Source organism: Pseudomonas sp. A125 (assembly GCF_055409485.1).
This window is the reverse complement of record NZ_JBUZVP010000010.1, coordinates 21,933-36,163: the sequence shown is the minus strand read 5'-3', so window position 1 is coordinate 36,163 and position 14,231 is coordinate 21,933. Positions and strand designations below refer to the sequence as shown.

The following is a 14,231-nucleotide window of genomic DNA, read 5'->3' as shown; positions in this document are numbered from 1 at the left end:
TTGGGCAATCGTCGCCTCTCTGGACTACGCTTTGGGTCCGAATCCTGACAACCACAAAAGGAAGGTTCCCATGACGCACAGTACTTTTTCCTGGAAAACCCTGCTGGTAACGGCCGCGTTAACGCTGCCGACACTGGCCTTTGCGGCAGACCCGGCAATGACCAAGGATGGGATGTTGGTGGACCACAAAGGCATGACCCTCTACACCTTTGCCAAGGATGCCGATGGCAAGTCCATGTGCAACGACAAGTGCGCCACCAACTGGCCGCCGCTGATGGCTGAGTCCACCGACAAGCCCATGGGCAAGTGGACCGTCATCACCCGTGACGACCAGAAAAGCCAATGGGCCTACAGCGGCAAGCCGCTCTACACTTTTGTCATGGACAAGAAGGCCGGTGACATGACCGGCGAAGGCAAAATGGACGGCGCCTGGAAGGTCGCCAAGCCCTGACTGAATGCGCGGAATGGTGAGAGGCGTGGCCTCTCACCGAAACCCGTAGTCGGCCACGATGCCGACAAAAATCGCCAAGCCGGCCCAGTGGTTGTGCAAAAACGCCTTGAAGCATTTGAGCCGGTCCTTGTCCCGGGTGTACCAGAACTCCCAGGCAAAACACCCGGCAGCCGCCAGCAAACCCAGGTGGAACCAGCCGCCCAGCTCAAAACGCATCCCCGCCAGCCACAGGCAAACCAGTGCCAGGCCCTGCAACGTCAGGATGATCACCCGGTCGGCATCGCCAAACAAAATGGCGGTGGATTTGACCCCGATTTTCAGGTCATCGTCGCGATCGGTCATGGCGTAATACGTGTCGTAACCCACCGTCCACAACAGGTTGGCGATGTACAGCAGCCATGCCGCCGCTGGCAGGCTGCCGGTCTCGGCGGTGAACGCCATCGGCATGCCCCAGGAAAACGCCGCTCCCAATACTACTTGCGGGTAATAGGTGTAGCGCTTCATGAACGGGTAGCTGGCGGCCAGCGCGAGGCCGCCCAGAGACAGCCAGATCGTCATGGAATTGGTCAGCAGCACCAGCAGGAAACTGATGAACATCAGCACCGCGAAGAACGCCAGCGCCTCTTTCGAGCTGATCTTGCCGCTCACCAGCGGGCGCTGTTCGGTGCGTTTCACGTGGCCGTCGACCTTGCGGTCGGCCCAGTCATTGATCACACAACCGCCAGCACGGGTGAGTGCCACGCCGAGCACAAAAATCACGATGTTGAGCAGCGAGGGCGAACCCTTGCCGGCAATCCACAGCGCCCACAGCGTGGGCCACAGCAGCAGATAAATACCGATGGGCTTGTCCATCCGGGTGAGCTGGATGAAGTCCCAGGCCCTGGGGTTCAGGTGATTGAGGGATTTGAGCAGGCGCTGGTACATCAGCAATTCTCCGGGTGGTCATGCACGGCTTGCCACAAGGTCGGCAGGAAGATTTCGGCCACCAGCACGCTCAACGGCCCGCGATCAAAGCGCGAGCGGCGCGCCCACAGGTTATCGGCCTGGTCTGCCGTGGGCAGCCATTCCCGAGGGTAGCGGCACACCTCGATGGCTTGGCGCGTGAAGGCGTGGTCACAAAACAGCAGCTCCCCCAGCGACCGGCTACCCAACTCATCCATGTGCAAACCGTCACCCTGCAAGGCGCTGCGGGCCGCCACGCTGCGGGCGAATACCCACGGCTGGCCATGGCCACGCAAATACACCTCGCGCACCCAGCCGATGCTGGCGACAGGCAGGTCGAGGGTGGCGCATTCGTCGTCTCGCAGCGCCTGCCAGCCTTCGAACAGCGGCGTCACGCTGAAACCGTCAGCCGACAGGCGCGTGAGGCGCCGGGTCAGCGATCCTTCGTCGAACAGCCAGTTGAGTGTCAGCGGCGCGGGCAGTGGGCTCAGAAGGCTCTGGGTCAGCCATCGGCAAGCATCGGGAAGGGCGTTTGAATGCGGCACGGAGGGTCATTATTGGCAGTTAATGAGGCGGCGAGCTTACCATGGTGCCCTGGTCTTTTGCCGGGGCGCGCCAGGCCCATGCGTCGATCATGCTTGCATCTGCGCGTGCCGATCAGTACAAAACGCCCTGAGCCGCACGGCAAGGTTGCATCTATCGACCGTCGGCCAACACGCCTGGACCCTGAGGAAGCGAGTAATGAAGAAGTGGCAATGTGTTGTCTGTGGCCTGATCTACGACGAGAAAGACGGATGGCCGGATGACGGCATCGCGCCGGGCACCCTGTGGCAGGACGTTCCCGAAGACTGGCTGTGCCCGGATTGCGGCGTGGGCAAAATGGATTTCGAAATGATCGAAATCGGCTGATTCAAGAAGCAACTCAAGAACCGTACTACAAGGAGAAAGGAATGAACGCACCTGTCGTGATCGTCGGCACGGGTTTGGCCGGTTACAACCTGGCTCGGGAGTTTCGCAAGCTTGATAGCGACACCCCGCTGTTGCTGATCACCGCAGATGACGGGCGCTCCTACTCCAAGCCCATGCTCTCCACCGGCTTTGGCAAGAACAAGGAAGCCGACGGCCTGAGCATGGCTGAACCGGGCGCCATGGCCGAGCAATTGAAGGCCGAAGTGCGTACCCACACCCGCATCAGCGGCATCGACCCGGGCCACAAGCGCTTGTGGATCGGTGAGGAGGCGGTGGCCTACCGCGACCTGATCCTGGCCTGGGGCGCAGAAACCGTACGGGTGCCGGTACAAGGCGACGCTGCTGACCTGGTTTTCCCGATCAATGACCTTGAAGACTACGCACGCTTTCGTGCCGCGGCGGCCGGAAAACACCGGGTGCTGTTGCTCGGCGCCGGGCTGATCGGCTGCGAGTTCGCCAACGACCTGATCCTGGGCGGCTACGAGATCGACCTGGTGGCGCCATGTGAGCAAGTCATGCCGACCCTGCTGCACCCGGCGGCAGCGGCGGCGGTGCAAGCCGGGCTCGAAAGCCTGGGCGCTCGCTTCCATCTGGGCCCGGTGCTCAACCGCCTGCAACGCAACGCTGATGGCCTGGAAGCGCACTTGTCTGATGGCGAAGTGATCCAGTGCGACCTGGTGGTGTCTGCCATCGGCCTGCGCCCGCGTGTCGACCTGGCTGCGGCTGCCGGGTTGCAGATCAACCGTGGGATCATGGTCGATCGCCACCTCAAGACCTCCCACGCCAACATCTACGCGTTGGGTGACTGCGCCGAGGTCGATGGCCTGAACCTGCTGTACGTGATGCCCTTGATGAGCTGCGCCCGCGCCCTGGCCCAGACCTTGGCGGGCAACGCGACGGCGGTCAGCTATGGCCCGATGCCCGTCACGGTAAAAACCCCGATCTGCCCGCTGGTTGTTTCGCCCCCGCCACGGGGCGCCGAAGGCGTGTGGAGTGTCGAAGGGCAGGGCGCCGACATCAAGGCATTGTGCCGCGACGCCAGCGGCCGGCTGCTGGGTTACGCCCTGACGGGCACGGCTGTGATGGAAAAACTGGCCCTCAACAAAGAACTTCCGCCGTTGCTGGCGTAAATACCGGTCGTTCTGTCGGAATAAGCATCATCTTGACCGTAGAAAGGTCGCCGTGAGACTGGCGCAGGCCCCGAGGGCATGCCATCCTCACTCCCGTCTGCCGCAGAGTAGAGCCTGCGGCGCCTTGGGCGCTGCTCCGAAAGAGAGCAGCACGGACATAACAACAAAAAACCGTCAAAGAGGCTTCACTTATGCGTAAACCAGAACTCGCAGCCGCTATTGCTGAAAAAGCAGACCTGACCAAAGAGCAGGCCAACCGCGTACTCAACGCCGTACTCGAAGAAATCACCGGCGCGCTGCATCGCAAGGACAGCGTCACCCTGGTCGGCTTCGGCACCTTCCTGCAGCGCCATCGCGGCGCCCGCACCGGCAAAAACCCGCAAACTGGCGAGCCGGTAAAAATCAAGGCGAGCAACACCGTTGCGTTCAAGCCAGGCAAGTCGCTCAAAGACAGCGTCAATCCTTAAGAAACAAAAAACGCGCGACGCATAGAGCGAGCGCGGGATGAAAAAAAGGGCATGCCGACTGGGTCGGGTGCCCTTTTTTGTTGGGCGGCAGCCAGCGTCAGGTTGTCGCGATAAGTGCTAAAAAACCATCGATCTTCTCCCAATACGTCAGATCGGTGGCGTTCTGGGTACAAATCGTTAAACTGCTGCGGCCACCAATAAATACACTGAGGCCGTGTGCATGAAATTTCGTTTTCTTCTCTGGATGCTTGGCCTGTTGATGGGCAAAGCCAGCCGCACCAACCCTGCGTTCCAGCAGCAGTTGGGTGACAAGGACCTGGCGTTCCAACTGCAGACGCTCGACGGCAAGGTTGCCCGTCACTTCATCGTCAAAGACCAGCGCATCACCAGTCGTTCGGGTGTACATCCCGCACCTGCGTTTGCGATCGCCTTTAAAGACGCCGCCTACGGCTTCGCCACGATGCAGGCGAAGAACAAGCAACTGGCGTTCATGACGGGGATTCAGGACAAGTCGATCCAGATCAAGGGCAACCCGGCGCTGGTGATCTGGTTCCAGGGGTTGACCAAGTATTTGAAGCCGAAGAAAAAGCCGAAGGCTTAAGGCCGAGTTGAATTCATCGCAGGCAAGCCAGCTCCCACTTTTGACCGGGTTTCTACCGCTGGAACTCGGTCAAAAGTGGGAGCTGGCTTGCCTGCGATAGCGGTATCACAGGCGCCAGATTTATCCCTGGCTGAACTGCGACGCCAATTCGCGCAACAACGTTTCCGCATCCAGCACTTTAGCCACCACATCCTCCGCTTTGTCCCGGGTCAGGCCCAGGCGCTCAAGCAGTTCGTCCGGGATGTCTTCATCCGGCCCGGAGCCGATGCCGCGGCTGCGCAGCAAGCGCACGGCGAGGCACACCAGGTTCGGGTATTCGGCATATTGCCCGTCATACGTCGGGTCGTGCTGGAAGCGCAGGGCCGTCGACAGTTCGTCCGGCATGTCCCAATAACGCATCAACCACGCACCAATCTGCTCGCGGCTGATGCCCAGCAGGTGCTGCTCGATGTAGCTGTGGCACAGGTGCGGGTTGACCTCCAGGTGCCGGCAGATCAGCGAGAAATGCGGCGGGAACACGTGGGCCAGCAACAGGTAGCCGAAGTTGTGCAGCAGGCCGGCCAGGTACGTCAGGCCGGCTTCCGGGCGTTGGGCGCGGGGCATGGCGCGAGTCAGGCCTTCGATCACGGCAGCGGTATAGATCGACTGATGCCAGTACGGCGTGGCCTGTTGCGGGTGGTCCTTGGGCAGGCTCAAGGTCTTGCCCAGGGCCAGGCCCAGCGCGAGGTTAATCACCAGGTCAAAGCCCAGCACGCGGACGATGGCGTCTTCCACCGAGCGAATCTTGCCCGGCGAGGCGTAGTAGGGCGATGCCGCCCAGCTCACCACTTGAGCGGCCAGGGCCGGGTCGGTTTCGACCACGCCGGTGATGTCGTCGATGGTGGCGTTGGGGTCGACCCGCAGCTTGATAATTTTTTGCGTGGTATCGGCCAGCGGTGGAATCTCGATGGTCGCTTCCAGGCGCTGTTGGATACGCCGGGCGGTGAACGCCTGCATCGCCTGGGTGATTTCCTCGCGGTCGTCGTTGGGGCGGTCCAGGTTCGGCCGGATGCTGCTCAGCGGCTCGCCAAAATGCGCGGCGCTGGCCTTGGTCAGCATGCTCTTGAAGGCGTCCCTGGAAATCTCCAGCAGCAGCCCGGCTTCGCCGGAGTGAACCAGTACGGTGGGTTCACGCAGCAGGCTTTCTTCATAAAGGCACGGGGAGCTGGTCAGCGGCGGCAGGCCAGGCAACAGGCTCAGGCTGTGCTTGCCGAGCATGCGCTCGAGGCGCTCGGGCGACACGGCCGTAAGGCGCCGGCCGGTGAGTTCGGCCAGGCGGTTGAGGTCCAGCAGTTGGTTCTGCGGGAACATCACCATGAGCGCACCCACGGCATCGTCGAGCAACACCGCCTGAACCTTTTGTGCCGGGTTCAGGCCAGGGCGTTCGGCAACTTCCGTGTAGCTGATGGCGAGCTTTGCAAGCAGCGTCCGAATCACCGAGGGGGCGGTCGGCGGAGCTGTGGCGAGGGCAACTTCTGACATGGCCTGAATCCAATTTCCTACAGTCATTGGAGTATAACCAGCTTGATACACGGGAGGGTTGTCTAAGTGAGTCAGCCGTCACACTTGGCCGTATTGCTGCCCATGTCGGAGCCAGCGATCGAGCAACGGGCTCACATGTTCCGGCCAGCGTTCGATCAACGCCTGGGCCGCATCGCGCACGGCGGGCAGCAGGTCGGCGTCGCGCATCAGGTCGGCGACCTTGAATTGCAGCAGGCCGGTCTGGCGGGTGCCAAGCATTTCGCCGGGGCCGCGCAGTTCGAGGTCTTTTTCGGCAATCACGAAACCGTCGTTGGTCTCGCGCATGATGCCCAGGCGCTGGCGGCCGATCTGCGACAGTGGCGGGTGGTACAGCAACACGCAGTGGCTGGCGGCGCTGCCCCGGCCTACGCGGCCGCGCAGCTGGTGCAACTGTGCCAGGCCCAGGCGCTCGGGGTTCTCGATGATCATCAGGCTGGCATTGGGCACGTCGACGCCGACTTCGATCACCGTGGTCGCCACCAGCAATTGCAGGTTGCCGGCCTTGAACTCGGCCATTACCGCAGCTTTTTCCACCGGCTTCATGCGCCCGTGGATCAGCCCGACCTTGAGCTCACCCAAAGCGCTGGTGAGGTCTTCATAGGTGGTTTCGGCGGCCTGGCAGGTCAGCTCTTCGGATTCTTCGATCAGCGTGCATACCCAATACGCCTGACGGCCTTCGGCGCAGGCGCCACGCACGCGTTCGATCACTTCGACCCGGCGGGTGTCGGTAACCAGCACGGTATTGACCGGCGTCCGGCCCGGTGGCAATTCGTCGAGGATCGAGGTGTCGAGGTCGGCGTAGGCACTCATGGCCAGGGTGCGCGGGATCGGTGTGGCGGTCATGATCAACTGGTGCGGGCTCATGCGGCCGCCCACGCCTTTCTGGCGCAGGGCCAGGCGCTGCTGCACACCGAAGCGGTGCTGTTCGTCGATGATCACCAGCGCCAGGTTCTTGAATTTCACTTCGTCCTGGAACAGCGCATGGGTGCCCACCACCATTGGAGCGCCGGCGGCGATTTGCTCCAGAGCGGATACGCGGTTCTTGCCCTTGAGCTTACCGGCCAACCACGCGACTTCCAGGCCCAGCGGTTCGAGCCAGCGCTTGAAGGTGATGAAGTGCTGCTCGGCCAGAATTTCGGTGGGCGCCATCAGTGCGACTTGATAGCCGGCTTCCAGCGCTTGCAGTGCGGCAAGGGCGGCGACCACGGTTTTACCCGCGCCCACGTCACCCTGAATCAGCCGCAGCATCGGTTCTTTCTGGCTCAGGTCGTAGGCGATTTCATTGCCGACCCGGTGCTGGGCGCCGGTGGGTGCAAACCCCAGGTTGGCCAGGTATTGCGCGGGCAGGCGCGTCGCCTTGGGCATCGCCGGCGCACGCAGTGAGCGCATGCTCTCGCGCAGGCGTTGCTGGGACAGTTGGTGTGTCAGCAGCTCTTCGAACGCCAGGCGATGCTGGGCCCAGTGATGCCCAAGAGCCAGTTCGTCGACGTCGGCGTCGGCGGGTGGGTGATGCAGGTAGCGAATCGCATCATCCAGCGGTGCCAGCTGGTAGTCGCGCGCCAGTTCCTGGGGCAGCCAGTCGGGCAGGCTTTTAGGCCCGAGCATCGTCAGGGTTTGCATGCACAACTGGCGCAAGCGCTGTTGAGTCAGGCCTTCGGTGAGCGGGTAGATCGGTGTGAGGGTGGTGTCTACCGGCGGTGGTTCGTCGCCGGTAATGGCGCGGTATTCCGGGTGGTAGATTTCCAGCCCCGAAGCGCCGGGCCGGGCTTCACCGTAGCAGCGCACGCGGGTGCCCCGCTTGAGGCCGTCCTTCTGCGCGTTGCTGAAATGATAGAAGCGCAGGCTCAGGCCGCCGGTGCCGTCTTGCAGGCGCACCACCAAACTGCGGCGCTTGCCCATCACCACGTCGGCGCCGCTGACGGTGCCTTCAACCACGGCGTCCTGCCCGGGACGCAACTGGCCAATGGGCACCACGCGGGTGCGGTCCTGGTAACGCAAGGGCAGGTGGAACAGCACGTCCTGGAGGTTTTCCAGGCCGACCTTGGCCAGCTTCTCGGCCATGGCTTCCCCGACACCCTTGAGTGCGGTCACCGACACCTGCGACAGCTCAGTCATACCTTTACTTAGCTCGCAGCCGGCGGCTTGGCCACCGAACACAGGCGGATCGAGTCGGCGAGGATTTCAATCGCTTTGGGCCGCGGGAAGCTGGCGCGCCAGGCAATCGCCACTGTACGGAACGGCACCGGTGGCGTCAGTGGGCGCACGGCGATCACGCCGGGGGCGTAGTGATGGCTGTCGACCGCCGACAGCGGCAGGATCGAAATGCCCAGGCCGGACGCAACCATATGGCGAATGGTTTCCAGGGAGCTGGATTCCACCGTGGTGTGCTTGGCGCCGTCGTTGCCCTTGGTCAGGGTCGGGCAGGCTTCCAGTACCTGGTCGCGGAAGCAGTGGCCTTCGCCCAGCAACAGCAGGCTCTTGTCGTTGAGCAGCGCCGCGTCGATGGTGTCTTTCTGCGTCCACGGGTGGGACGCCGGCATCAGCACGTAGAACGGCTCATCGTAGAGCGGCAGGGTCAGCACGTCTGCCTCGTGGAACGGCAGCGCGATGATGATCGCGTCCAGCTCGCCGTTGCGCAGTTTGTCGCGCAGCACGTGGGTAAAGTTCTCTTCGATATACAGCGGCATCTGCGGCGCGACGCGGTGCAGTTGCGGAATCAAGTGCGGGAACAGGTACGGGCCGACGGTGTAGATGGCGCCGACTTTCAGCGGGGCGGTCAGTTGGTTTTTACCCGCCTGGGCCAATTCGCGAATGCTTTGGGCCTGTTCCAGAACCTTCTGGGCCTGGGCGACGATGCCTTCGCCAACGGGCGTGAGGCGCACGGCGCTTTTGCTGCGCTCGAAAATCAGCACACCGAGTTCGTCTTCAAGCTTCTTCACACCCACCGACAGCGTCGGCTGGCTGACGTGGCAACGCTCGGCCGCGTGGCCGAAGTGCTGCTCTTGGGCGAGGGTAACGATGTAGCGTAATTCTGTAAGAGTCATAGCGGGCGTCCATGAGGTTGCGGGCCAAGCATACCGGCTGCAATCGATAGACGCACGTTATGTAGGAGCGAGCTTGCTCGCGAAGATCGTAATAACACCGCGGGGCATCAGATACCCCGCGTTGTTGTCAGCGACGGCGCTTCTCGATGTTGTAAACGAACGGCGCAACGATCTCGATGCTGCCGCCTTTCAACATGTCGGCCGGTGGCTTGGGCAGCGGCTGGGCACGGCGGATCATGTCGAGGGTGGCGCGGTCCAGGTCGGCGTTGCCGGAACGGCCCACCAGCTCGTAGGACAGCACGTTGCCATCGGCATCCACCACGAAGCGCAGGCGGTTCAGGCCTTCCTTGCCACGCGCCTGGGCGCCCGGTGGGTACTTCTTGTACTTCTGCAGGTGACCCAGCAGGGTACTTTCCCAGGTGGCCTTGGCCGCGATCTGCTGCGGTGAAGGACCGGGTTGTGGCTGTGCGGATTTTTCCGTCGGTGCGTTGTTCTGCGCAGTTTCGCTCGGCGGCTCTTCGGAAGGTTTTTCCTTGGGCGGGTCGGGCTTCTTCTCCACAGGCTTGGGCGGCTGCGGTTTTGGCTTGGGCTTGACCGGCTTGGGCACCTGGATCGTCGGCTTCGGTGCTTCGGCCAGCTTCGGCAATGGCAGTTCTTCCACCGGCGCGGGCGGCTGTGGCGGCGTGATCACCTTCGGCGGGGCCGGAGGTGGTGGCGCCGGCATCGGTGCCAGGTCGATGACCATGGCCGCCGGTGGCAGTTGGACCATATGTGGCGCCGACCACTGGAGCGCGATGATGATCGCGACGGCGTGGACGCCCAGCACGACGGCGAGGCTGGTGCCATAACGCGTCAGTTTGTGGCGCGTCGTGATCATTTCTTGGCTGCCGTCTCAAGTCCGACCAGGCCTACCTTGAGGTAGCCGGCTGCCCGCAGGGCATCCATCACGCTCATCAGGTCGCCGTAGTCCACGCCCTTGTCGGCCTGGAAGAAGATCGTCGTGTCCTTCTTGCCCTGGGTCTTGGCGTCGAGCACCGCGCCCAGGGTTTCGGATTTCACTTCTTCTTCGCCCAGGAACAGACGCTGGTCCGCCTTGACGCTGAGGAACACCGGTTTCTCTGGCCGCGGCGCAGGTTTCGCGCTGGAGGCGGGAAGGTCGACCTTGATGTCCACGGTGGCCAGTGGTGCTGCCACCATGAAGATGATCAGCAGCACCAGCATCACGTCGATAAATGGCGTGACGTTGATTTCGTGGTTCTCGACGAGCTCGTCGTCGCCTTGATTCAAATGCAGGCCCATGGCCGATTACCCCACTTTCACCATATGCGGTTGCGAGCTGCGCTCGGTAGGCTGGTGATCGAGGTCACGGCTGACCAGCAACAGGACTTCTGCCGAAGCGTCCGACACCTGGGCCTTGTAGCCGGCAATCGAACGGGCGAAGACGTTGTAGATGACCACCGCAGGAATCGCGGCAACCAGGCCCAGGGCTGTTGCCAGCAGGGCTTCGGCGATGCCGGGCGCTACGACGGCGAGGTTGGTGGTCTGGGTTTTGGCGATGCCGATGAAGCTGTTCATGATGCCCCACACGGTACCGAACAGGCCGACGAAGGGCGCGGTGGAACCGATGGTCGCCAGCACGCCGGTGCCGTTGCTCATGTTACGGCCGCAGGCGGCAACCAGGCGCTCGAGACGGAAGCTGACGCGTTCCTTGATGCCTTCTTTTTCACGGCTGTTGGCCGACAGGCGCATTTCTTCGAGTGCGTCGTGGACCAGCAGGTGTGCCAGGGTGCCCTTCTTGGCCGCGCTTTCGCTGGCTTCTTTAAGGGTGGTGGCTTTTTTCAGGTGGACGATTTCAGTGCGCAGGCGACGCTTGGCGCCCAGCAGCTCAAAGCCCTTGGCGATCCAGATGGTCCAGGTGATGATCGAGGCAATGGCCAGGCCGATCATCACGATCTTCACGATGATGTCAGCGTTCTGGTACATGCCCCAGGGCGACAGGTCGTGGGCCATGCCCAGGCTGTTGTCTTCTTCCAGCACGACGCCGGAGTCGTCGGCCGGTGCGCCTTCAGCAGCCAGGGCCGGGTCGGCGGCGGCGGGTGCGGCGGCAGGCGCAGCAGCATTTTGCTCGTGGGCTGGCGCGGTCGCAGCAGGCGGGTTAGCCGGTGCGGTGTTGTCGGCGAACGCGGCGGTCGGTGCCAGCAGAACGCTGAACAGCACTGCAGCTATCGCACGCCAGGCGCGGGATGGGCTGTGAGGCTTGGTTGGCGAAGCGGGGAATTTATTGCGTGTCATGCTGGCCGGACCTGAGGGAAAAAAATGAGTGGTTGTCCTTCCAGACACTAACGAGTCGAGGACAAAAGGGTGGTTATTATTGCAAGTAATTCTTGTTAACAGAAGCAATACGGATACTTTATTTGTTGTTTTGCTGGCCGCTGGTCATCTGTGGGGGCTAACCTTGACCTTTAAGAACGGAGTTTTGTGATGTCTGCGCCTTCTGTGGTGATTGCCGGTTGCGGCGATGTCGGTAGCCGTCTGGCCACCCAATTGCTGGCCCAGGGCTGGGAGGTTCATGGCCTGCGGCGGGATATCTCGCGCCTTCCCGAAGGCGTCATCGGGATTGCCGGCGACCTGTTCAATGAAGACTGCCCCGACACCTGGCCCGTGGGCGGGGTGGACTACCTGGTGTATTGCGCGGCGGCCACCGATCACGACGAGGCCGGCTATCGCGCCGCCTACGTGCAAGGGTTGCAGCATGTGCTGGAGTGGTTGAACGACTACGGCCAGGAGCCTAAGCACTTGCTGTTCGTATCCAGCAGCAGTGTGTATGGGCAGCAGAACGGTGAGTGGGTCGACGAAAGCTCCGAGACCCAGGCCGGCGGTTATTCCGGGCAAGTGATGCTGGAAGCCGAGCAAGTGGCGTTGAATAGCGGCATTCCTGCCAGCGTCGTGCGCCTCACCGGTATTTACGGTCCAGGTCGTGAGCGGCTGTCAACCCAAGTGCGTGAGGGATATCGCGTGGCGATTGAGCCGCCTCTGTATGGCAACCGGATTCACGCCGATGATGCTGCTGGCTTGCTGGCCTTTCTGTTGCTGCATGCAGAGAAGGGTGGTGCGCTGGATAAATGCTACATCGGCGTCGACGATGCGCCGGCGCCGCTGGCCGAGGTGGTGGACTGGTTACGCGAGTACCTCGGTGTGACCGAATGGGCAGCAGACGCCAGTGTCCGAAGGGCCGGCAGCAAGCGTTGCAGCAATGCCCGGGCCAAGGCGTTGGGCTGGGTACCCACGTATCCAAGTTATCGCGATGGGTATGCGGCGATCCTCGGCGGTTAATTGCGCCTGAATTAAAAAGGAACCCTGGGGCTCCTTTTTTTGCGTCACTGTTTTTCCAGCAACCATTGGCGTGGGCCGGGCGTGAGCTGGGGGATTTCGTCGGGCTGGGACAGGTTGATCGCCTTCAAAATCTCCAGCTGCCGGCCATAACGGACGAAAATCCATCCGTCTCCGACATCGCCCTTGCCCAGATAGAGGGTGTCATTGCCTGCCCCTTGCGTGGCGCAATCGCCTCCCAGGCACAGCTCGTATCGATCATTTTGCCCCAGCCCCGACACGCCGCCAGCAGCGTTGAACACTACGATGCTGCCGGTGCCCTGGCCTTCAATGATTTTCCACTGGCCGCCCATATAGGCTGAGTTAAGTGCCTGTCTGAACGTGCTACCCCACTTTGCGCCCGCAACGGCGGGTTGGGCAGGGCGAGCGAAGCGTTGGGCTGCATAATTTTTTGTGGTCTGCTGGATCAGTTGTTGGCCATCCAATTGCAGCTCGTCGGTGCCATGGCCGTTGTAGTCGACGGTCCATATACCCGGCGCTTTTTGCAGCAATTGACCTTCGCCCAGCTCGAACGCGTTGCTGAATTGTGCCTTGGCGCTGCGGGTGTCGATGTTCCATTCCAGGTTCATGCCGTGGGCATCAATGGCTCGCAGCAATGGCCTGCCTTGGGCGGCCGAATCGATGGCTGCCTGGTTGATCCATAGCCCGCTGATGTCGGTTGTTTGCGGTGTATGGGTGCAGCCGGCCAGAAGGATCAGGCTAAGGACAAGTAATTTGCGCACGGGGGCAATCCCTGGACGGTAGAAACCATGAGACTCAATGTAGGAGCGAACTTGCGCGCGAAAAACGCACAGGCACCGCGTTAACTCAGGATGCCAGCGTTATCGTTGACGTCCTTCGCGAGCAAGCTCGCTCCTACAGAAAGCAGGAGCCCTTGGCTCCTTTGTTCTGTATCACTGTTTTTCGAGCAACCACTGCCGCGGCCCCGGGGTAAACGAGGGCACCTCGTCGGCCTGGGCGGTATTGATCGCCTGGAAGATCTCCAGTTGCTTGCCCTTGCGCGCAAAGATCCACGGGTTGCCCTGGCCGTTCAGTTGCAGCCAGATGCTGTCGTAGCCGCCGCTCATGGACGCGCAATCACCTGCCAGGCACAGCGAGTACTGATCGGCGCCCGGCAGTCCGCTCACCTGGCCATTGGCCTGGAACTGCACGGTGGCGCCTTCGCCATTGCCGCTGCTGATTTTCCAGGTGCCGCCCATATAGGCGGCGTACAGGGTGCGTTCGAAGTTGGCACCCAGTGGCGCGCCTTCGGGGGCAGGGTCCTTGGCACGGGCGAACAGTTGCTCGGGCTCGTTATCATTGGCCCCTTGCAGCAGTAGTTTGCCTTTACGCTTGAGTTCGGTGGCGGAGCTGCCGTAGAAATCGACGCTCCAGGCGCCGGATTTTTCACCCAGCAGCTTGCCTTCAGCGACTTCAAAACCGTTGTAGTAGCGCGCCTGGGACGCTTTGGTGTTCACCTCCCATTCGAGGTTCGGACCATAGCTCTGCAGGGCTTCACGCAAAGGGCCGCCCTTGGCTGCCGCATCGATGGCTGCCTGGTTGATCCAGGTGCCGCTCACATCCAGGTCGGCGGGATTGCTGGCGCAGCCGCCGAGCAGCAGGGCGAGCAACGAAGAGGCAACGAGCGCTTTGCGCATTACGAAATCCTTCCAAAACCAATTCGGCGCAGCCTTCCCA

At 62.0% G+C, this 14,231-nt stretch carries 16 protein-coding genes; 6 read left to right on the top strand and 10 right to left on the bottom strand.

Features of this window, described 5'->3' with window-relative positions; all coding sequences use genetic code 11:
• The first annotated feature begins 70 nt into the window (after positions 1-70).
• A complete protein-coding gene (locus ACZRN6_RS15370; RefSeq protein WP_322148425.1) occupies positions 71-451 on the top strand; it encodes a COG4315 family predicted lipoprotein in 381 nt (126 codons plus the stop codon).
• Positions 452-484: 33 nt separating this feature from the next.
• Here the strand turns inward: ACZRN6_RS15370 and ubiA are convergent, their stop codons facing one another.
• Together ubiA and ACZRN6_RS15360 are read right to left on the bottom strand one after the other, a co-directional pair.
• Entirely contained in the window at positions 485-1,375 is an 891-nt protein-coding gene (ubiA, locus tag ACZRN6_RS15365; RefSeq protein ID WP_464008333.1) for a 4-hydroxybenzoate octaprenyltransferase, read from the bottom strand.
• Positions 1,375-1,938: a chorismate--pyruvate lyase family protein gene (locus tag ACZRN6_RS15360; protein ID WP_322148421.1), complete on the bottom strand. Its 564-nt coding sequence runs from the start codon at positions 1,936-1,938 to the stop codon at positions 1,375-1,377. The genes ubiA and ACZRN6_RS15360 overlap by 1 nt, the downstream gene beginning before the upstream one ends.
• 196 nt (positions 1,939-2,134) lie before the next feature.
• On the opposite strand from ACZRN6_RS15360, the gene ACZRN6_RS15355 reads away from it, so the two are divergent.
• The 4 genes from ACZRN6_RS15355 (at position 2,135) to ACZRN6_RS15340 (ending at position 4,560) form a co-directional block, all read left to right on the top strand.
• Complete coding sequence (locus ACZRN6_RS15355; protein ID WP_003213373.1) at positions 2,135-2,302, top strand: rubredoxin; 168 nt, start codon at positions 2,135-2,137, stop codon at positions 2,300-2,302.
• Between the two features lie 41 nt (positions 2,303-2,343).
• Entirely contained in the window at positions 2,344-3,492 is a 1,149-nt protein-coding gene (locus ACZRN6_RS15350) for an NAD(P)/FAD-dependent oxidoreductase (protein WP_322148420.1), read from the top strand.
• A 191-nt stretch (positions 3,493-3,683) separates the two neighbouring features.
• The gene (locus ACZRN6_RS15345) at positions 3,684-3,959 is read left to right on the top strand and encodes an HU family DNA-binding protein (RefSeq protein ID WP_003213368.1); all 276 of its coding nucleotides are present in this window, start codon (positions 3,684-3,686) and stop codon (positions 3,957-3,959) included.
• 220 nt (positions 3,960-4,179) lie between these two features.
• Positions 4,180-4,560: a hypothetical protein gene (locus ACZRN6_RS15340; protein WP_010168229.1), complete on the top strand. Its 381-nt coding sequence runs from the start codon at positions 4,180-4,182 to the stop codon at positions 4,558-4,560.
• A 120-nt stretch (positions 4,561-4,680) separates the two neighbouring features.
• Here the strand turns inward: ACZRN6_RS15340 and ACZRN6_RS15335 are convergent, their stop codons facing one another.
• The 6 genes from ACZRN6_RS15335 to exbB form a co-directional block, all read right to left on the bottom strand.
• Positions 4,681-6,081, bottom strand: coding sequence for an HDOD domain-containing protein (locus tag ACZRN6_RS15335; protein WP_464008332.1), 1,401 nt, complete (start codon positions 6,079-6,081; stop codon positions 4,681-4,683).
• A gap of 78 nt (positions 6,082-6,159) precedes the next feature.
• The gene (recG, locus tag ACZRN6_RS15330; protein WP_464008331.1) at positions 6,160-8,235 is read right to left on the bottom strand and encodes an ATP-dependent DNA helicase RecG; all 2,076 of its coding nucleotides are present in this window, start codon (positions 8,233-8,235) and stop codon (positions 6,160-6,162) included.
• Between the two features lie 8 nt (positions 8,236-8,243).
• Positions 8,244-9,164, bottom strand: coding sequence for a hydrogen peroxide-inducible genes activator (locus tag ACZRN6_RS15325; protein ID WP_322148412.1), 921 nt, complete (start codon positions 9,162-9,164; stop codon positions 8,244-8,246).
• 127 nt (positions 9,165-9,291) lie between these two features.
• A complete protein-coding gene (locus tag ACZRN6_RS15320) occupies positions 9,292-10,041 on the bottom strand; it encodes an energy transducer TonB family protein (protein ID WP_322148410.1) in 750 nt (249 codons plus the stop codon).
• Entirely contained in the window at positions 10,038-10,463 is a 426-nt protein-coding gene (exbD, locus tag ACZRN6_RS15315) for a TonB system transport protein ExbD (protein WP_084381544.1), read from the bottom strand. Before exbD ends, ACZRN6_RS15320 begins: the two co-directional genes overlap by 4 nt.
• Before the next feature lie 6 nt (positions 10,464-10,469).
• A complete protein-coding gene (exbB, locus tag ACZRN6_RS15310) occupies positions 10,470-11,456 on the bottom strand; it encodes a tonB-system energizer ExbB (RefSeq protein ID WP_464008330.1) in 987 nt (328 codons plus the stop codon).
• A gap of 189 nt (positions 11,457-11,645) precedes the next feature.
• Here exbB and ACZRN6_RS15305 point away from each other — a divergent pair, with 189 nt between their 5' ends.
• Positions 11,646-12,497: an NAD-dependent epimerase/dehydratase family protein gene (locus ACZRN6_RS15305; protein ID WP_322148408.1), complete on the top strand. Its 852-nt coding sequence runs from the start codon at positions 11,646-11,648 to the stop codon at positions 12,495-12,497.
• Between the two features lie 44 nt (positions 12,498-12,541).
• Here the strand turns inward: ACZRN6_RS15305 and ACZRN6_RS15300 are convergent, their stop codons facing one another.
• The gene (locus tag ACZRN6_RS15300; protein ID WP_464008329.1) at positions 12,542-13,276 is read right to left on the bottom strand and encodes a hypothetical protein; all 735 of its coding nucleotides are present in this window, start codon (positions 13,274-13,276) and stop codon (positions 12,542-12,544) included.
• Between the two features lie 171 nt (positions 13,277-13,447).
• Positions 13,448-14,191: a hypothetical protein gene (locus ACZRN6_RS15295; protein WP_464008328.1), complete on the bottom strand. Its 744-nt coding sequence runs from the start codon at positions 14,189-14,191 to the stop codon at positions 13,448-13,450.
• Positions 14,192-14,231 lie beyond the last annotated feature (40 nt).